20 protein-coding genes are annotated in these 17,414 nt (G+C 73.2%); 9 read left to right on the top strand and 11 right to left on the bottom strand.

The genetic code is table 11. From position 1 onward, the window contains the following. Positions 1–89 precede the first annotated feature (89 nt). Positions 90–545 carry an Lrp/AsnC family transcriptional regulator gene (locus ACFVYA_RS45180; RefSeq protein WP_103337692.1) on the bottom strand — a complete coding sequence of 152 codons (456 nt, stop codon included), beginning with the start codon at positions 543–545 and terminating at the stop codon, positions 90–92. An 80-nt stretch (positions 546–625) separates the two neighbouring features. Here ACFVYA_RS45180 and ACFVYA_RS45175 point away from each other — a divergent pair, with 80 nt between their 5' ends. After that, a complete protein-coding gene (locus ACFVYA_RS45175; RefSeq protein WP_387054162.1) occupies positions 626–1,636 on the top strand; it encodes a Glu/Leu/Phe/Val dehydrogenase dimerization domain-containing protein in 1,011 nt (336 codons plus the stop codon). Position 1,637: 1 nt separating this feature from the next. On the opposite strand, the gene ACFVYA_RS45170 is transcribed toward ACFVYA_RS45175, so the two are convergent. Then, the gene (locus tag ACFVYA_RS45170; RefSeq protein WP_387054160.1) at positions 1,638–2,447 is read right to left on the bottom strand and encodes a PHP domain-containing protein; all 810 of its coding nucleotides are present in this window, start codon (positions 2,445–2,447) and stop codon (positions 1,638–1,640) included. A 57-nt stretch (positions 2,448–2,504) separates the two neighbouring features. Between ACFVYA_RS45170 and ACFVYA_RS45165 the strand changes: the two genes are divergently transcribed. Further along, complete coding sequence (locus ACFVYA_RS45165) at positions 2,505–5,240, top strand: FAD-binding and (Fe-S)-binding domain-containing protein (protein ID WP_387054158.1); 2,736 nt, start codon at positions 2,505–2,507, stop codon at positions 5,238–5,240. On the opposite strand, the gene ACFVYA_RS45160 is transcribed toward ACFVYA_RS45165, so the two are convergent. Genes ACFVYA_RS45160 through ACFVYA_RS45145 form a run of 4 tightly spaced genes read right to left on the bottom strand, consistent with a single transcriptional unit; the run spans position 5,241 to position 7,770 of the window. Then, positions 5,241–5,804, bottom strand: a complete 564-nt coding sequence (locus ACFVYA_RS45160) for a TetR/AcrR family transcriptional regulator (RefSeq protein WP_285985457.1) — start codon at positions 5,802–5,804, stop codon at positions 5,241–5,243. A 43-nt stretch (positions 5,805–5,847) separates the two neighbouring features. Continuing rightward, entirely contained in the window at positions 5,848–6,045 is a 198-nt protein-coding gene (locus ACFVYA_RS45155) for a ferredoxin (protein WP_387054156.1), read from the bottom strand. 4 nt (positions 6,046–6,049) lie between these two features. Further along, entirely contained in the window at positions 6,050–7,264 is a 1,215-nt protein-coding gene (locus ACFVYA_RS45150) for a cytochrome P450 (RefSeq protein WP_387054154.1), read from the bottom strand. Continuing rightward, positions 7,261–7,770 carry a PadR family transcriptional regulator gene (locus ACFVYA_RS45145; RefSeq protein ID WP_387054152.1) on the bottom strand — a complete coding sequence of 170 codons (510 nt, stop codon included), beginning with the start codon at positions 7,768–7,770 and terminating at the stop codon, positions 7,261–7,263. The genes ACFVYA_RS45150 and ACFVYA_RS45145 overlap by 4 nt, the downstream gene beginning before the upstream one ends. A gap of 116 nt (positions 7,771–7,886) precedes the next feature. Between ACFVYA_RS45145 and ACFVYA_RS45140 the strand changes: the two genes are divergently transcribed. Together ACFVYA_RS45140 and ACFVYA_RS45135 are read left to right on the top strand one after the other, a co-directional pair. Next, positions 7,887–9,077: a cytochrome P450 gene (locus ACFVYA_RS45140; protein WP_387054150.1), complete on the top strand. Its 1,191-nt coding sequence runs from the start codon at positions 7,887–7,889 to the stop codon at positions 9,075–9,077. Positions 9,078–9,080: 3 nt separating this feature from the next. Then, positions 9,081–9,296: a ferredoxin gene (locus ACFVYA_RS45135; RefSeq protein ID WP_014467553.1), complete on the top strand. Its 216-nt coding sequence runs from the start codon at positions 9,081–9,083 to the stop codon at positions 9,294–9,296. Here ACFVYA_RS45135 and mtnA read toward each other — a convergent pair. Next, positions 9,293–10,258, bottom strand: coding sequence for an S-methyl-5-thioribose-1-phosphate isomerase (mtnA, locus tag ACFVYA_RS45130; protein ID WP_387054148.1), 966 nt, complete (start codon positions 10,256–10,258; stop codon positions 9,293–9,295). The two genes, ACFVYA_RS45135 and mtnA, sit on opposite strands and share 4 nt — an antisense overlap. A 47-nt stretch (positions 10,259–10,305) precedes the next feature. On the opposite strand from mtnA, the gene ACFVYA_RS45125 reads away from it, so the two are divergent. After that, positions 10,306–10,704: a RidA family protein gene (locus ACFVYA_RS45125; RefSeq protein WP_285985450.1), complete on the top strand. Its 399-nt coding sequence runs from the start codon at positions 10,306–10,308 to the stop codon at positions 10,702–10,704. 63 nt (positions 10,705–10,767) lie between these two features. On the opposite strand, the gene ACFVYA_RS45120 is transcribed toward ACFVYA_RS45125, so the two are convergent. Continuing rightward, a complete protein-coding gene (locus tag ACFVYA_RS45120; protein ID WP_387054145.1) occupies positions 10,768–11,562 on the bottom strand; it encodes a PIG-L family deacetylase in 795 nt (264 codons plus the stop codon). Positions 11,563–11,637: 75 nt separating this feature from the next. Here ACFVYA_RS45120 and ACFVYA_RS45115 point away from each other — a divergent pair, with 75 nt between their 5' ends. After that, positions 11,638–12,096, top strand: coding sequence for a DinB family protein (locus tag ACFVYA_RS45115; protein WP_387054143.1), 459 nt, complete (start codon positions 11,638–11,640; stop codon positions 12,094–12,096). Here the strand turns inward: ACFVYA_RS45115 and ACFVYA_RS45110 are convergent. After that, positions 12,093–12,890 (bottom strand): Fpg/Nei family DNA glycosylase, encoded by a 798-nt coding sequence (locus tag ACFVYA_RS45110; RefSeq protein ID WP_387054141.1) that lies wholly within the window; start codon positions 12,888–12,890, stop codon positions 12,093–12,095. The two genes, ACFVYA_RS45115 and ACFVYA_RS45110, sit on opposite strands and share 4 nt — an antisense overlap. 14 nt (positions 12,891–12,904) lie before the next feature. Then, on the bottom strand, positions 12,905–14,056 hold the full coding sequence (locus ACFVYA_RS45105; RefSeq protein WP_387054139.1) for an MFS transporter: 1,152 nt from the start codon (positions 14,054–14,056) through the stop codon (positions 12,905–12,907). Positions 14,057–14,103: 47 nt separating this feature from the next. Between ACFVYA_RS45105 and ACFVYA_RS45100 the strand changes: the two genes are divergently transcribed. Further along, positions 14,104–15,507, top strand: coding sequence for a PLP-dependent aminotransferase family protein (locus ACFVYA_RS45100; protein ID WP_387054137.1), 1,404 nt, complete (start codon positions 14,104–14,106; stop codon positions 15,505–15,507). Positions 15,508–15,514: 7 nt separating this feature from the next. On the opposite strand, the gene ACFVYA_RS45095 is transcribed toward ACFVYA_RS45100, so the two are convergent. Then, the gene (locus ACFVYA_RS45095; protein ID WP_285985444.1) at positions 15,515–16,141 is read right to left on the bottom strand and encodes a glyoxalase; all 627 of its coding nucleotides are present in this window, start codon (positions 16,139–16,141) and stop codon (positions 15,515–15,517) included. Positions 16,142–16,391: 250 nt separating this feature from the next. On the opposite strand from ACFVYA_RS45095, the gene ACFVYA_RS45090 reads away from it, so the two are divergent. Beyond that, entirely contained in the window at positions 16,392–17,090 is a 699-nt protein-coding gene (locus ACFVYA_RS45090; protein WP_387054135.1) for a GNAT family N-acetyltransferase, read from the top strand. Continuing rightward, positions 17,090–17,311, top strand: coding sequence for a translation initiation factor IF-1 (infA, locus tag ACFVYA_RS45085; protein ID WP_103337604.1), 222 nt, complete (start codon positions 17,090–17,092; stop codon positions 17,309–17,311). Before ACFVYA_RS45090 ends, infA begins: the two co-directional genes overlap by 1 nt. The last annotated feature ends 103 nt before the right edge of the window (positions 17,312–17,414 follow it).

Raw genomic sequence — 17,414 nt, 5'->3', positions numbered from 1 at the left:
GCCGCCATCTGGCACAACCGCGCCACCAGCCAACCCATCACCCGATCCCTGACCGCCTACGACCACTAACCGAGTTACGCATTACTCGTCTAGGGAAGCGGTTCAAGCGTCGTCTTCCGCAGGTGCCGGAAAACGATCGACGTGCGGAACCCGACGATCTCCCGGCGCAAGGCCAGCCGGTCGGTCAGGAACGCGTGCAACGCGTCGATGTCCGGGGTGGTCACTTCGATCAGGAAATCGTCGTTTCCCGCCGTGACGTACACCGAGAGCACTTCCGGGAGTTCGGCGATCGACCGCTGGAAGGAATCGATCACCGCCCGGCTCAGCGGCCGGACCTGCGCCGTGACGAGGGCCCGGACGCCGCGGTTGAGGCTCGCCAGGTCGACGTCGGCGTGGTAACCGCGGATGACGCCGCGTTCGCGCAGCAGCCGGATGCGTTCGAGGCACGTCGAGGGTGCGATGCCGACCTTCCGGGCGATGTCCCGGTTGGTCTGGCGCGCGTCCTCCTGCAACAGCCGCACGATCGCCGAATCAAGTTCGTCCAGCACCGGGTCCTCCGCATCCATGCCGAATTTCGTTCGGCAGCCACGCTCCGCTGCCGACGGTCACTCTAACTTCGGCCCTCATGACCGCACATGAGCAGCTCGTAGTCCGCCGGGGCCGTCGATCCGGCATCCCCACCATGGTCGCGATCCATTCGACCGCGCTCGGCCCCGCCGTCGGCGGCTGCCGCTTCAAGCCCTACGCCACCCTGGAAGACGCCGTCGGCGACGTCCTCCGCCTGTCGGCCGCCATGACGGCGAAGTGCGCCGTCGCCGGGCTGGCGTTCGGCGGCGGCAAGAGCGTCATCGCGCCCGAGCCGGGCCGCGTGCTCTCGCCGGAGGAGCGCCGGGCCGTCCTGCTCGACCACGCCGACCTGATCGCCGAGTTCGGCGGCCGCTACCAGGCGGGCCCGGACGTGGGCACCGGCCCGGCCGACATGCTGGTCCTCCGCGAAGCCTCGCCGTACGCGTTCTGCACGCCCGAGTCCGCGGGCGGAACCGGGTCCTCCAGCGGCCCGACCGCCGTCGGGGTGCTCGCCGCGCTCCGCGCCGCGGTGGGCTCGGCGGACATGACGGGACGCCGGGTGGTGATCAGCGGCTACGGCTCCGTGGGCGCCCACCTCGCGGCGAGACTCCAGGCCGCCGGCGCCGACGTCGTCGTCTCCGACATCGATCCCGGCAAGCGGGCCGGTGCCGAAAAGCAGGGCCTGACCTGGGTCGAGCCGGAAAAGGCGCTCACCCTCACCGCCGACGTCGTCATCCCGGCGGCGGTCGGCGGGGTGCTCGGCCCCGAGACCGTGGCCCGGCTCGACACGCCGCTCGTCGTCGGCCCGGCGAACAACCAGCTCACCGACGACGCCGTCGCCGATGCCCTCGCGGCCCGTGGCGTGCGGTGGATCCCGGACTACGTGGCGAGCGCGGGCGGCATCCTCTACACCCTTTCGCGCGAAGCCGAAGGGCTTGGCCACGAGGCGGCGCTCGCCCGCGTCGAGACGATCGAGCAGACCGTCGCGGGCCTGCTGGAAGCCGCCGAAGCCAACGCGACCACCCCGCTGCGGGAGGCGGCCGCGCTGGCCGGGCGCCGGCTCGGGTGACTCACGACCGCAGGGAGCGGAGGGCCGCGAACACCTCGGGCGAGGTGGTCGAATCGCCGAGCCGGACCGGCTTGCGGTCGCCGTGGAAGTCGCTGGAGCCGGTCACCAGCAACCCCAGGTCCGCGGCCACTTCCCGGAGCCGGTCGCGGACCTGGGGCGGCTGTTCCGGGTGGTCCGCTTCGATCCCGGCGAGCCCGGCTTCGCCGAGGGCCGCCAGCTGCGTGTCGGAGACCGAAGCGCGCCGCTTGACCGAGCGCGGGTGGGCCAGCACCGCCACGCCCCCGGCCGCGCGGACCAGCGCGACGGCGTCCACCGCGGACAGCACGTGCTTCGGCACGTCGGCCCGGCCGCCGTCGGCGATCCAGTCCGGGGTGAAGGCGTCGGCGACCCCCACCGCGGCCAGCGCCGCGGCGATGTGCGGACGGCCGAGCGGGGCGCCCCCGGCGATCGCCCGCACCTGCGCGAGGGTGATCGGGGCGCCCAGCTCACGACAGCGTTCGACCATCCGCACCCCGCGGCGGTCCCGGTCGGTGCGGATCAGCTCCAGCTCGGCGTCCAGGGGCTCGTGCCCGGGGCCGGCGAAGAGGCCGAGCAGATGCACCTCGGCGTCGTCGAGCCGGCACGAGATCTCGACCCCGGGGACCACCTCGACGTCCGCGGCGGCGGCGGTGGCCGCGGCCAGGCCCGCGAACGTGTCGTGGTCGGTGAGGGCGATCGCGGTCAGCCCGGCCTCGGCGGCCAGCCGCGGGAGTTCGGCGGGCGGCGTCGTCCCGTCCGAAGCCGTGCTGTGCGTGTGGAGGTCGATCGTCATGCCGCGGATCGTCGCACGGGTTCGGCGCGGAGGTACCCGGTCGACTTGAATGGGGGCGTGGAGATCCTCACCGACGCCGCCACGCTCGCCCTGTACACGACCGACGCGTCCAACTACCGCCACGTGCCCCGCGGCGTGGTGCTGCCGCGGACCGTCGACGACGTGGTCGCCGCGGTCGCCGAAGCCCGCGCCCGTGACCTGCCGGTGATCGCGCGCGGGGGCGGGACGAGCGTCGCCGGGAACGCGTGCGGGCCGGGCGTGGTGATCGACACCTCGCGCCACCTCGGCGGGGTGCTGTCCCTGGACCCGGACGCGCGGCTCGCGCGGGTCCTGCCCGGCACGGTGCTGGACGACCTGCAGGCGGTCGCGGCCCCGCACGGGCTGCGGTTCGGCCCGGACCCGTCGACGCACAGCCGCTGCACGCTCGGCGGGATGATCGGCAACAACGCCTGCGGCTCGCACTCGGTGGCGTGGGGGCGCACGGTCGACGTCGTCCGCTCGCTGGAGGTCCTGCTCTACGACGGCACGCGGCTGCGGGTGGGCGCGGACGAGCCTGCCGAGGGCCGGATCTTCGACGAGCTGCGCGCGCTGGTGCGCGACAACCTGGCGTTGCTGCGCCGGGAACTCTCGACGTGGCCGCGCCGGGTGTCGGGCTACGGGCTCGAACACCTGCTGCCGGAGAACGGTTTCGACGTCGCCAAGGCGCTCGTCGGCAGCGAGGGCACGTGCGTGACGATCCTGGAGGCGACCGTTTCGCTCGCCCGGCTCCCGGACCACAAGGTGCTCGCGGTGCTGGGCTTCCCGTCCGACATCGCGGCGGCCGACGCGGTGCCCTCGATTTTGCCGTGGTCGCCGCTGACCGTCGAAGGCGTGGACGCCGAGCTCGTCGCGATGCTCCCCGGCCGGGCCGGCGACCTGCCGCCGGGCGGGGCGTGGCTGTTCGTCGAGCTGGCCGGCGACGACCCGGCTTCGCGGGCCCGGGCACTGGCCGCGTCCCTCGACCTCACCGGCTTCGCGATCGTCGACGACCCGGCCGCGCAACGCGGACTGTGGCGCATCCGCGAGGAAGGCGCCGGGCTCGCGACCCGGCTCGCGGACGGCTCGGAAGCCTGGCCGGGCTGGGAGGACGCCGCCGTCCCGCCCGAGCGGCTCGGCGCGTACCTGCGCGAGTTCAAGGAGCTCATGCGGGCGCACGGCCGCCGCAGCGTCGTCTACGGCCACTACGGCGAGGGCTGCCTGCACCTGCGGCTGGACTTCGACCTGCTGTCGGCGTCCGGTGTGGCGGACTTCCGGCGGTTCCTGGAAGAAGCCGCGGACCTCGTCGCGGCGCACGGTGGGTCGCTGTCCGGCGAGCACGGCGACGGCCAGGCTCGCTCCGAGCTGCTGTCCCGCATGTACAGCCCGGAGATGATGGCCGTCTTCGCCCGGTTCAAGGCGATCTTCGACCCGGCCGGGCGGATGAACCCCGGCATCCTGGTGGCGCCGCGGCCGGTCGACGCGGACCTGCGGGTGCGGTCGACATCACCGTCCCTCGAGGACACGGTCTTCCTGGGCTATCCGGAGGACCGGGGCAATTTCGGCCAGGCGATGCGGCGCTGCGTCGGAGTGGGGAAGTGCCGCAACACCAGCGGCGGCGGCGTGATGTGCCCGAGCTACCGGGCCACCCGCGAGGAACAGCACTCGACGCGCGGGCGCGCCCACCTGCTCGCGGAGATGATCAACGGCGAGGTGATCAAGGACGGCTGGCGTTCGGCCGAGGTCCGGGACGCCCTGGATCTGTGCCTGTCCTGCAAGGGATGTCTGTCGGACTGCCCGGTCGACGTCGACATGGCGACGTACAAGGCCGAGTTCCTGCACCAGCACTACCGGCGGCGGCTGCGCCCGGCGTCGCACTACTCGATGGGCTGGCTGCCGCTGTGGCTGCGGCTCAGCGCACGCGTCCCGCGGCTGGCCAACGCCGCCGGGCGGTCTCGGCTGGCGGGCCTGGTGAAACGGCTCGGCGGGATCGCGCCGGAGCGTTCGTTGCCGTCGTTCGCGCCTGCGCCGTTCACCCGCTCGCGAGCCGACCTGCGCCGCCGGGCGACGGGGGAGCGGCGGGTGGTGCTGTGGCCGGACTCGTTCAACAACTACCTGACGCCTTCGGTGCTCGACGCCGCCCACGAGGTGCTCACCGCGGCCGGGTACGACGTCGTGCTGCCGGACCGCGGCGTCTGTTGTGGACTGACGTGGGTGTCGACGGGCCAGCTCGGCGTCGCGCGGCGCGTCCTGGACCGGACCCTGGACGTGCTCCGGCCCTACCTCGAGGACGGCTACGAGGTCGCGGGCCTGGAACCGAGTTGCACGGCCCTGTTCCGCGGTGACCTGCCCGCGCTGATGCCGGGCGACGCGCGTGCTTCGCTGCTGGCGTCGCGGACGTTCACCTTCGCCGAGCTGCTGGCGCGGGCGCCGATCCCGTTCGCGGCCCTCGACGTCGACGCGATCACGCAGGTGCACTGCCACCAGCACGCGGTGCTGGGCTTCGGCGCCGACGAGTCCGCGCTGGCGGCCGCGGGCGTCCGGAACACCACCCTGGACTCGGGGTGTTGTGGCCTGGCGGGCAACTTCGGCTTCGAGCGCGGCCACTACGACGTCTCGAAGGCGGTGGCGGAGGACCGGATGCTGCCCGCGATCCGCGCGGCTTCCCCGGAGACGGTGGTGGTGTCCGACGGCTTCAGCTGCCGGACGCAGATCGCCCAGGAATCGGGCCGGACGCCGGTGCACCTGGCGGAACTGCTGCGGCGCGCGCTCCCGTGACTATTCGCTGCGCTCCAGCAACGTCTTGGTCGCGGCGAGGACGAGCCGGCAGATGTCGTCGGGATCGGCGCCGGCCAGGGGTTCCAGCCCGGAGATCTCGCGGACCAGTGCGATGCCCATGAGCCAGGCGAGCGCGAGGTCGGCGCGCAGTTCGGCGTCCGGGGCGTCGGTCAGCGTGGCGAGCACCCCGGCGTACTCGCGGCCGACCTCGTGCCGGATCGCGGCCGCGACGCCGTCGCTGCCCGAGGAGCGCAGATACGTCTCCAGCGCTCGGTTCGGCTGGCCGACCGGGTCCAGCATGCTGCGCAGCGACGTGCTGAAGAGCCGCTCGGGCGGGGTGGCGGCGAGCTGCTCGCGCCCCGACCGGGCGATGACCGCCTCGAACAGGGCCTCCTTGCTGCCGAAGTAGCGGAACAGCAATGACTGGTTCGCTCCGGCCAGCTTGGCGATGTCCCGCACGGTCGTCCGGTCGAACCCGCGCTCGGCGAACAGCTTCGCGCCGGCGTCGAGCAACGCCTGCCGCGTCGCGGCCGCGTCCCGTCTGCGGCCAGGCTGCTCACTCATCGGAGCAGGCTAACCGGCAAACCGGACGCGGCGCGACAGGCCCTCAGGCGCCGGACAGGCGGATCGCGGCGGCCGGGCAGGTCAGTTCCGCCTGCCGGACCGCCTCCTCCTCGCCGGCGGGCGGCTCCTCGGCGAGGAGGACGACCGCGCCGTCGTCCTCGTTCTGGTCGAACGTCTCGGGCGCGAGCAGCACGCACTGGCCGGAGGAGACGCAGCTTCCCGTGTCGACGGTGATCTTCATCGGCTCACCACTCCACGGGCACGCGCTCGACCCCGCCGGCCACGCGGTTGGTGCGCACCGGGATCTCGTCGAGCCCGACGGCGAGCCGCAGGCCCGGGAAGCGGCGGAACAGCTTCGGGAACACCGTCCGCAGTTCGGTGCGGGCGAGGTTGGCGCCGATGCAGACGTGGGCGCCGGTGCCGAAGGCGAGGTGCACGTTCGGCGTCCGGTCCGGGTCGAACCCGTCCGGGTCGGCGAACACCGCCGCGTCCCGGTTGGCCGCGTCGCTGGAGATCAGCACGGCGTCGCCGCGCATGATCCGCGTCCCGGCGATCTCGACGTCTTCGTGCGCGTACCGCAGCAGGCCGGTGCCGCTGGTCGCGGTGAGCCGCAGGATCTCCTCGACGGTCTGGTTCACTTCGCCGTCGGGGTCGGCGGCGAACCGGTCGCGGCGGGCGGGGTCGCTGAGCAGGAACAGCGTGCCCATCGCGATCCGCGTCGACGTCGTCTCGTGGCCGGCGAACAGCAGCCCGGCGCCCATCCGGGCGAGGTCCTCGTCGGTGAAGGCCGGGTCTTCGGCCTGGACCGCGACCATGTCGGAGATGACGTCGGGCCGCGGGTCCGCGCGCTTGGCGTCGGCCAGCTTCGTCATGTACGCCATGAACTCGGCCATCGCCGCCTGGGCGTCTTCGCCGCCGTCCATCACCGCGATCCGCTCGGACAGCGCGCGGAAGTGCTCCCGGTCCGCATACGGCACGCCGAGCAGTTCGCAGATCACCAGCACCGGCAGCGGGAACGCGAGGAAGTCGGTCAGGTCGACCGGCTCGCCGGGGTGCGCGGCGCGCGCGGCCTCGAGGTCGTCGAGACAGCGGTCGGTCAGTTCCGCGATGCGGTCGCCGAGGGCGCGCATCCGGGGCGCGGAGAACGCGGGCGCCAGCATCCGGCGCATCCGCTTGTGGTCGCGCTCTTCGTTCTCGAAGTCGCCGCTCGGGCCGTCCTGCACCGCGGCGTAGGAGATGCGCGACGCCTGTTCCGGCGCCGGGTGCGACCGGCCGAAGCGGCGGTCGCGGAAGACCTCCTTGGCCTCCTCGTAGGACGTCACCAGCCAGGCCGGGTCGCCGGCCGGCGTGAGCACCCGGGTCACCGGCGCCTGCCGCCGGAGGACCGCGTAGTCCGGGGCGATCGCGAGCGCGTTCGCGCGGGCGAAGGGGAGGCGAGGTGTCTCTTCGGTGGTGGTCATGCGTCTTCCCTCGGATCGGTGGTGAGGTCGGCGAGCCAGCGGAGTTCGGCGTCGAACTTCCCGAGCACGTGCTGCAGCGCGGCCCGGCTCCACGGATCGGCCTGCCCGGCGGCGAGCCCGGTGAGCCGGGCTCGCTCGGCGGTCAGCGCGGCTCTCCGGATCTCGAGCACGCGCGCTCGTTCCGCCGGGCGCAGCCAGGCGAAGTTCCCGACGCGGGCCAGGAACTCGGGCTCGTTGAGCGCCAGCTCGACCGGGAAGTCCGCGAGCAGGTCGTGCAGCAGTTCCCGCCCGACTTCGGTGATCGTGTAGACGTGCCGCGGCGGTTTGGCCGCCTGCTCCTCCGCGCTGCGGCTCACCGCGCCCGCGTCGACGAAGCGCCGCAGGGTCGGGTAGAGCGAGTTGTTCGACAGGGTGTGGCCGGTGGAAGCCTCCACGGCCTTGCGCAGTTCGTAGCCGTGTTTCGGCTCGACGGCCAGCTTCGCCAGGAGCAGGATTTCGATCCACACCTAGGTCACCGTAACCTATGATCCGGTGACTGAGCAATGGCGGATCGTGACAGGTGGAGAGAAACTGTGTAGCGTTGTAAGCGGCTGCTTACAACCAGGAGCACGGGGGTTTCCGGATGACTGCCACCCACACCGAACCGCTCGCGTACCCCTTCAACGAGGAGGCCGGGCTCGACCTGAACGAGGCGTACGCGGCCGCGCGGGAAGCCGACGGCCTGGTCCGGGTGAAGATGACCTACGGGGAGCCGGCGTGGCTGGCCACCCGCTACGCCGACGCCCGGCTGGTGCTGGGCGACCGCCGGTTCTCCCGGGCGATGGAGAAGGAGAAGGACGCCCCGCGCCGCTCGCCGGTCGTGCGCGACGGCGGCATCCTGCAGATGGACCCGCCCGACCACACGCGGCTGCGGACGCTGGTCGCGAAGGCGTTCACCATGCGCCGCGTCGAGCAGCTCCGGCCGCGCGTCGCCTCCCTGGCGGCCGAACTGATCGCGGAGATGAAGGCGGCCGGCGCGCCCGCCGACCTCGTCGACGCCTACGCGTTGCCGATCCCGGTCGCGGTGATCTGCGAACTGCTCGGCGTCCCGGTCGCCGACCGGCCGAAGTTCCGCGTGTGGAGCGACGCGGCGCTGTCCACGAGCGGGCTGACACCCGAGGAGTTCGAGCGCAACCGCGAAGAGCTGCGTGACTACATGCGCGGCCTGATCGCCGAACACCGCGAGCGGCCGCAGGACGACCTGATGACGGCCCTGATCGAAGCCCGCGACGTCCGCGACCGGCTGACCGAGCTGGAGCTGGTCGACCTGTGCGTCGGCATCCTCGTCGCCGGCCACGAGACCACCGCGAGCCAGATCCCGAACTTCGTCTACGCGCTGCTGGACCAGCCCGCGCAGTGGGAGCGGCTGTGCGCCGAGCCGGGCCTGATCCCGGCCGCGGTCGAGGAACTGCTGCGGTTCGTGCCGCTGGGCGCCGGCGCGGGCTTCCCGCGTTACGCCACCGAAGACGTCCCGGTCGGCGGGGTGCTGGTCCGGGCAGGCGAGCCGGTGCTGGTCGCGGTCGGTGCGGCCAACCGCGACCGGCTGCAGTTCGCCGACGCGGACGAGCTGCGCTTCGACCGCCCGGAGAACCACCACCTGGGCTTCGGCCACGGCGTCCACCACTGCCTCGGCGCGCCCCTGGCCCGGCTGGAGCTGCAGGAGGCGCTGCGCGCGTTGGTCACCGAGCTGCCGGGGCTGCACCTCGCCGGCGATATCGTGTGGAAGACGCAGATGCTCGTCCGCGGACCGCGGTCGATGCCGATCGGATGGTGATGCATGAGCTGGCACGTGGAAGTCGATGAACACACCTGTATCGGGTCGGGGATGTGTGCGGCCCTGATGCCGGAGGTGTTCACCCTCGACGGCCCGGTGGCGCACCCGGTGACCTCGTCGGTCGACGCCGACGAGACCGTCCTCGACGTGGCGGACTCCTGCCCGGCGATGGCGATCACGGTCACCGACGGCGGCCGCGAGATCGGCCCGCGTCCCTAGGGCGTGAAGCGGCCGTGCTCGGTGACCACGGCCGTGACGAGTTCGAACGGGGTGACGTCGAAGGCGGGGTTGAAGACCTGCGTGCCCGGTGGCGTGATCGGCACCCCGGCGTAGCCGGTGAGCTCGCGGGCGTCGCGTTCCTCGATGGCGATGCCCGTGCCGTCCGCGAGCTTGCTGTCCACAGTGGACGAAGGCGCGACCACGACGAACGGCACGCCGTGGTGCCGGGCGGCGATGGCGAGGCCGTAGGTGCCGATCTTGTTGGCGACGTCGCCGTTCGCGGCGATCCGGTCGGCGCCGACGAGCACGCAGTCGACCATCCCGCGAGCCATGGCGGCCGCCGCGGCGCTGTCGGGCTGCACGCGGTAGGGCACTTTCGCCTGGGCGAGCTCCCACGCCGTCAGGCGGGCGCCTTGCAGCAGCGGGCGCGTCTCGTCGACGAGGACTTCTTCGACGAGGCCGCGTTCGTGCAGGTGCCAGACGACACCGAGGGCGCTGCCCCAGCCGACGGTCGCCAGGCGCCCGGCGTTGCAGTGGCTGAGCAGCCGCAGCGGCCGTCGCGGGCATTCGGCGAGCACGATCTCGGCGGCGTGCTTCGAGGCCGTCTCGTTGAGCAGTTCGTCCTCGTCGAGCAGGGCGAGAGCTTCGGCGAGGACGGCGTCTGCCCCTTGGCCGAGCTTCCCGAGCGCGCGTTCGACACCCCAGGCGAGGTTGACGGCGGTGGGCCGCGCGTGGGCGATGAGTTCGGCGTCCTTCCGGACATCGCTGTTCAGGTGGGCGGACAGCGCAACGCCGAGCGCCCCGGCGGCCCCGAGGGCGGGCGCGCCCCGGACGGCGAGCCGTTTGACGGCGTCGACGAGCTCCCCGACGGTCCTCAGCTCGAGGAGCCGGTACTCACCGGGCAGCGCGGTCTGGTCGATGACGACGATGGCGCCGTCGGCCCAGTCGATGGTCCTGCGCACGAGCCCTCCCCGCGAAATCCGGTTGCCGCGGCGGCGAAGATGCGGCTGTGACCATTGAACGGCAGAACCCGCCCGGCCTGCACACGACACCGGGCTACCACCACGTGACGGTGGCATCGGCATCCCGGACGGTGTACCTGGCGGGCCAGTGCCCCCTGACCCCGGACGGCACGGTGGTCGAGGGCGACGTCCTGGCCCAGACGGACCAGGTCATCGCCAACACGGCGGCGGCCCTGGAGTTCGCGGGAGCCGCACCATCGGACGTGGTCCGCACGGTGATCTACGTGGTGACGGCGGACCGGGCGGTGCTCTCCTCGGTCTGGGACCGCTTGACGGCATCCGGAATCGGCCCGGCGTTCACCACGGCGAGCACGCTGCTGGGGGTCGCGCAGCTGGGCTACCCGGGCCAGCTGGTGGAGCTGGACGTGACGGCGGTGCTCACCTGACCCGGGTCGTCCCGCGTGATCGGCGGGACGACCCGCGTACCGCCGGGCCGGGGGCCTTGGTGGTCAGAGGCCGGCCATCAGGTCTGTCTCCGTGATTCCCGGGCCCTCGCCCCACCGGATGAACCACTCCGTGCCGAAGGCGAAGGTGAACGCCTCGTCCGGCATGGCCAGCATGAACATGTCCTCGCTGATCTGGCTCGGGTGCGCGCGCATCGCCGCCCGCTTGACCGCCGCGTACTTCGCCACGTCGACCGCCGCCGTGATCTCCGCCTCCGGCTTGCCGAACTCCACGTTCTCCGGCGGCTTCGGCGCCGCCTCGGGGGGCATCAGACCCTGCTCCACCGCCGCTTCGAAGCCGCGCTGCATGAACTCGCGGTTGAACGTCGCCTGGAACACGCGGGACGTGCCGGCCAGCTCGGCCGCCCGGAGGCCGACGCGGTGGACCTGGATGTGGTCCGGGTGGCCGTAGTCGCCGTTGTCGTCGTACACCGTCAGGACGTCGGCCGACTCCTCACGCAGGATCGCCGCGAGCTGCTCGGCCGCCTTTTCGACGTCGGCGCGCCAGAAGCACGCCGGGTCGTCGTTCGTCGGCTCGCCCATCATCCCCGAGTCGCGGTAGCCGAGGAACTCGACGCGCTCGACGCCGAGGATCTCCGCCGCCGCGTGCGCCTCCTGGACGCGCCGGTCCTCCAGCTTCTCGCCCTCGGCGAGGAATCCGTCGGGTACCTCGCCGACCTCGCCCTTGGTGGCGACGACGAGCACGACCCGGTGCCCGTCTTCGACGGCTTTGCGCATGACGCCCGCGGTGCGGAGGCACTCGTCGTCCGGGTGGGCGTGGAAGGTGACCAGTGTTGCCATGTCCGCGACGGTACCGGCAACCCCCGACAAAAACCGCCCGCGAGAGTGCGCTGTCGCCCGCTAAGGTCCGCGACCGTGGGCGAAAAGAGCACGTTGCTGACGTTCCTGCGAGCCCAGCGCGAGAGCGTCCTGGCGATCCTCGACGGCCTCGGCGAGGAAGCCCTGACGACGGCGGTCCTCCCGTCCGGCTGGACCCCGCTGGGCATGGTGGAACACCTCGGGGACGCGGAACGGCACTGGTTCCAGGAGATCGTCACCGGCACCGCGGATCCGCTGCCCGGCGGACCAGCGCCGCGAAGCCCGGAGGCCGTCTTCGCCCGCTACCGCGAACAGTGCCGCCGGTCCGACGAGATCTTCGCCGCGACGCCGCTGTCCGCGCCGCCGCGGGGGCGGCACCCCGGCCCGCTCGGGGACGAAATCACCGACCTGCGCGCAGTCGTGCTGCACGTCATCGAGGAAACGGCGCGGCACGCCGGCCACCTGGACGTGGTGCGGGAGCTGCTCGACGGCCGCACCGGACTGGGCCCGCGCTAAGCCTGCTCCTTCGCGCACCACCAGGTCGACCGGCCGCCGACCGTGCCGTGGCGCATCTCCGCGCCGCAGCGCGGGCAGTGGTCGCCCGGCCGCCGGTGGCCGATGATCTCGCCGGTGTGCACGCCGCCGTGGCGGATCGCCGCGCGCAACGCCTTCCGCAGTGCCTTGTGCAGGTTCGCGAGGTCGTCGGCGGTCAGCTCGTGCACCGGCCGCGCCGGGGAGAGCGCCGCCTGCCAGAGGGTTTCGTCGGCCAGCAGGTTCCCGATCCCGGCCACCACCGACTGGTCCAGCAGCCGTGCCTTCAGCGGCGCCCGCCCGCGGCCGACGCGCTCGGCGAAGTCGCGGCGCGAAACCTCCCCGGCGTCCGGGCCGAGCGCGTCGAGGTCCGGGTCGAGCCGCACCCGGCTGAGCCGCCGCGTGTCGAACAGGCGCAGCTGTTCGCCGTCGGCGAAAGTGATCCCGAACCGGAACCACTCGGCTTTCTCCGAACGGCCGCGGAACCGTTGCGGGCCGGGCGGTCCGCTCTCGCCCGCGAACCGCAGCTGCCCGGCCATCCCGAGGTGCAGGCCGAGGTGCGGGCCGGGCCGCCCGTCGCCGCCTTCCGTTTCGCACCACAGGGTCTTGCCCCGCCGGTGCGCTTCGGTGAGCCGGCCGCCCCGCAACGCCGTGGCGATGTCGCCGGGTGCGTGGGGACGGCAGACCCAGTCGTCGTGGTCGTCGACCGAGCGGATCTCCCGGCCGAGCGCGCCGGCGAGGACCTGCCGGGCGAGTTCCACTTCGGGGAGTTCGGGCACGGGAACAGTTTGCGTCAGGGACGCCGGTCGCGCCGCGCCAGCAGCAACGCCGGCAGGATCGCCACGGCGGTGAGGGCGAACGTCACCGGGTACCCGGCGGAGCTGATCACCAGCCCGGCGCCCAGCGCGCCGGCCGCCATGCCGAGGTCGTAGGCCGCGTTCCAGATCGCGCTCACCGCGCTCTCGCCGCCGGCCGGCACCCGGGCGTACATCAGCGTCAGCGTCGCGTTCTGCAGCGCGCCGAACCCGGCGCCGAACACGAACGCCCCGCCGATCACCGCGGCCGGCGTGGCGGTGAAGGCGAGGCCCGCCATGCCCACCGCGGACAGCAGCAGCCCCGGCACCAGCAGCCACGCCGGCCCATGGCGGTCGCCGATCCGCCCGGCGACCCAGCGCGCCGCGGTGGCCGCCGCCGGCTGGGCGAGCAACGCGCTCGCGGCGACCCAGGCCGGCTGGTCCGCGGCGGCCAGCGGGAGGAACGTGACCAGGACGCCGACCGCGGCCGCCGACACCGCGAAGAGCGTCGCGGGCCGGGTCAGCACCGGGTTGCGCAGGCCGGCCAGCACGCCGGCTTCCTTCGCGGAGGCGGAGAAGGAGTGCCGCGGCAGGCCGGGCACCGACAGCAGGGCGAGCAGGGTCGCCACGGTCGTCACCACGAACACCGGTGCGTAGCCCCAGTGCGCCGCCGCCCACACGCCGGCCGGCAACGCGAGCAGGCTGGGGATCCCGCCGACGATCCCGACGAGCGCGAGGCCCTCCCCGCGCCGGTCCGCGGGGATCAGCAGGGCGGTGACGGCCCCGCCGGCCACGACGGCGATGGCGTACCCGATCCCGCGCACCACGCTGACCGCGATGATCACGCGGATGTCGTCGCTGAAGGTCAGCACGAGCGTCGGCACCCCGAGCAGGATCAGCCCCGCGCCCAGCGCCCACCGGTAGCCGACGCGGGCGACGAGCCGCGGCGTCACCAGCTCGGCGGCCACGGTGGCCAGCAGCAACGCGACCGTCGCGAGCCCCGCGCCGGCTTCCGAGCCGGCCTGCTTCGCGAACAGCGGCACCACCGAAAGCGGCAGGAAGAAGCCGATCGCCGAGCCGATGATCGAGACGAAGCGCACCAGCAGGGCGCGGGACACCAGCCGGGGGGACAGCTGCAGGTCGACGGTCATGCCGAGAACGCTAGAAGCCAACTGGGTCACCGGTAAGGTCCAGTTCCATGCCTGTGGAGTGGGCCGGTTCGGGTCCGGAGCTGCTGTTCACGATCGACCGCGAGAGCGGCGACGGGCTCCGCGCGCAGCTCGAGGGGCAACTGCGTGACGCGATCTGCGGCGGCCGCCTGGCGGGTGGGGAGCGGCTGCCGTCGTCCCGTGAACTCGCCCGTGCCCTCGGCCTGTCCCGCGGCCTGGTCCAGGACTGCTACGCCCAGTTGCAGGCCGAGGGCTACCTGACCAGCCGGCCCGGATCGGCCACGCGCGTGGCGGCGGTCGCCCGCCGGGCCGCGCCACCGCCGCCGAGCCCGCGGACGCCGCCACGGCCCGCGATCGCCGACTTCCGCCACGGCGTGCCCGACCTCCGCCTGGCACCCCGCGAGGACTGGGCGTGGGCGATCCGCGAGGTCTGCCGCACCGCGCCGAACACCGCGTTCGACTACGGCGACCCGATCGGCGAGCGGCAGCTGCGGGAGGTGCTCGCGGCGTACCTGCGCCGGGTGCGGGCGGTCGCGGCCTCGGCCGAGCAGGTCGTCGTCTGCACCGGGATGGCGCAGGCGCTCGGGCTGGTGCTGCGGGCGCTCGCCGCCGACGGCGTCACCCTGGCCTTCGAGGACCCCGGCGCCGTCCGGTCGACGACGAGCCAGGCAGCCGCCGCCGGCCTGGCCGCGGTACCCGTCCCGGTCGACGAAGACGGCCTGGACGTCGAGGCCCTCGACCGCAGCGGGGCGCGAGCCGTGCTGGTCACCCCGGCACACCAGTGGCCGACCGGCGTGGTGCTCGCCGGGCACCGCCGTCAGGAACTGCTCGCGTGGGCCCGCCGGCGCGACGGCCTCGTCATCGAAGACGACTACGACGCGGAATTCCGCTACGACCGCGACCCGGTCGGCTCGCTGCAGGGCCTCGACCCCGGCCACGTCGTCTCGCTCGGCACGGTCAGCAAGTCGCTGGCGCCGGCCCTGCGCCTGGGCTGGCTGGTCGCCCCGGAACGCCTCGTGCCCGCGCTGGCGCGCGACAAGCTCGTCACCGACCGCGGGAGCCCCGGCCTCGACCAGCTGGCGCTGGCGCTGCTCATCGAGTCCGGGCGCTACGACCGGCACCTGCGCCGTGTCCGCGCCGAGTACGCCGCGCGGCGCCGGACGCTCGTCGACGCGCTGGCCGCCCACGCGCCCGGCCTGCGCGTCACCGGGCTCGCCGCCGGGTTCCACGCCGTCCTGCACCTGCCGCACGGGGCCGACGAGCAGCGGGTGATCGACCAGGCCCGGCAGCGGGGTGTCGGGCTCTACGGCCTGGCCGGGCTGCACGCGACGCCGGGGCCGCGCCCGCCGCGGCTGATCCTGGGGTTCGGCGACACCCCGGACCACGCGATCGCCCCCGGCATCGCCGCCGTCGCCGACCTGTTGCGCGGCTGATCGGTGCTCAGGAGAGGTTCGCGGAAGCGGTGGTCTCCCAGGCGAACCCGTCCGGGTCGGTGAACGCCGCGGGCGCGCCGCCGACCGCGATCCGGTGCGAGCCGCTGCCCTCGGGGGCGACGCCGGCGTCCTTCGCGAGCGCCTTGCGGCGGTAGAGCGCCAGCTTGACGGGGCTCTCGCCGGCGTCGAACTCGACGTACATCTTGCCGAAGCTCTTCCCGACGGTCATGCCGTGGTCGAGGTAGAACTTCTTGCTGGCGGCCACGTCGGCGGCGCCCAGCAGGAGCACGATGGCGTCGATCTTGCGGGTGGCCGGGCCGGTGTTCTTCTTGGCGGAGGTCGCGAGCTTCCAGATCGCCCCGTCCGGCGCCCGGACGGTGCCGCCGTAGCCCCACATGGACTTGGTCGCGGGCTTGATCGTGGTGGCCCCGGCCTTCAGGGCGGTCTCGATCAGGGAGTCGACGTCGGCGGGCTGCGGCACGGTGAGGGAGAGGGTGTACCCGCGGAAGCCGTCGCTCGGCGCGTCCGAGGCCCGGAACCGCAGCTGGGTGGTGAGCCCGAAGGCGTCGGCGTAGAAGCGTTCGGCGGCGGCGGTGTCGGCAACTTCGAGGGTGATGGTTTCGATGTTCGTCATGCCGGTAACGCTAGGTCCGGGCCGCCGACCGGCGCTTCTCGATTCCTGACCGGTCTGCGGGGTCCCATGCGGAAAAGGAGTGGGCGGGACGCGCGCGGGGCTGATAGCTTGCCCCTGACCGTGACCCGGCCCGAGGAGGTGAGACCCGTGAACGTTGTACGCAGTGGGTGCTCCCCCTCGTCGTCACGGGCGGGCGGCTGACGCAAGGTGTCGCCGGGAGCGCTTCGACCGTCTCCCGAAAGGCGACACCATGGATTATCTGCACCAACGGCCGGACGTGGCCGGCCGCGGGGAAGCGTTCCGGCGACCGGACGGACGCCTCTTCCTCAGCATCGACACGTGGGACCACGCGGGCTTCGCGCGGCTCGCGGCCGACATGCTGCCCGCACTGCCGAGGCCGCTGTACACAGTGGTCGACGAAGCCGACACCGAGCTCCGGTCCCGCTGGGAATCGGCCGGGTTCACCGCGCGACGCCGTGAGCGGGAGTACGTGGTCCCCACGGCACCGGGCCCGGTTCCCGTCCTCCCGGGTGTGACGATCGGGCCGCCGTCCGACGAGCGGGCCCTGCGCTCGCTCGACGACGCGATCCGCGCCGAAGTCTCGGCGACGGTGGGCTGGCCGGAGATGCCGGCGGAGATCCTGCCGCGCCCGGACGTCCTGGACCTCACGAAGTACACGGTGGCGGAGTCCGGGGGTGACTACGTGGGCCTGCTCAGGCTGGCGGCGGTGACGCGGCAGCCGCGGATCGGCCTGCTCGCGGTCCGCGCGGACCGGCAGCGGTCCGGGATCGGCCGCGCGTTGCTGACCCACGTGCTGGATGCGTTGCACCGCAAGGGAGCTCAGGCGGCCACGGCCGAAGTGAACGAAGCGAACCCGGCGGCCATCGCGTTGTTCGAGAGCGCCGGAGCCCGCCTGGTGGGCGGCAACGTCGAGCTGGTGCTGCGCTGATGGCGAACACAGCCGGCATCGAAGTCGAGGGCACCGTCGTCGAGTGCCTGCGCAATGCGACGTTCCGGGTGGAGCTGGAGAACGGGCACAAGGTGCTCGCGCACATCAGCGGGAAGATCCGGAAGAACTTCATCAAGATCCTGCCGTTCGACCGGGTCCTGGTGGAGCTGAGCCCGTACGACCTGAACCGGGGACGGATCCTGTTCCGCTACCGGACGTAGTGCGAGGCGGCCCGGGCCCCGGGCCCCGCCGGCCCGGGGCCCGCGCGGCGTCAGTGTTAGTTGATGTTGTCGCTCAGAGGAACCCCCGGGGGGGGGCGCCCCG

The organism is Amycolatopsis sp. NPDC058278, assembly GCF_042881395.1.
GTDB lineage: Bacteria > Actinomycetota > Actinomycetes > Mycobacteriales > Pseudonocardiaceae > Amycolatopsis.
This window is presented reverse-complemented; position numbering and strand designations above follow the sequence as displayed.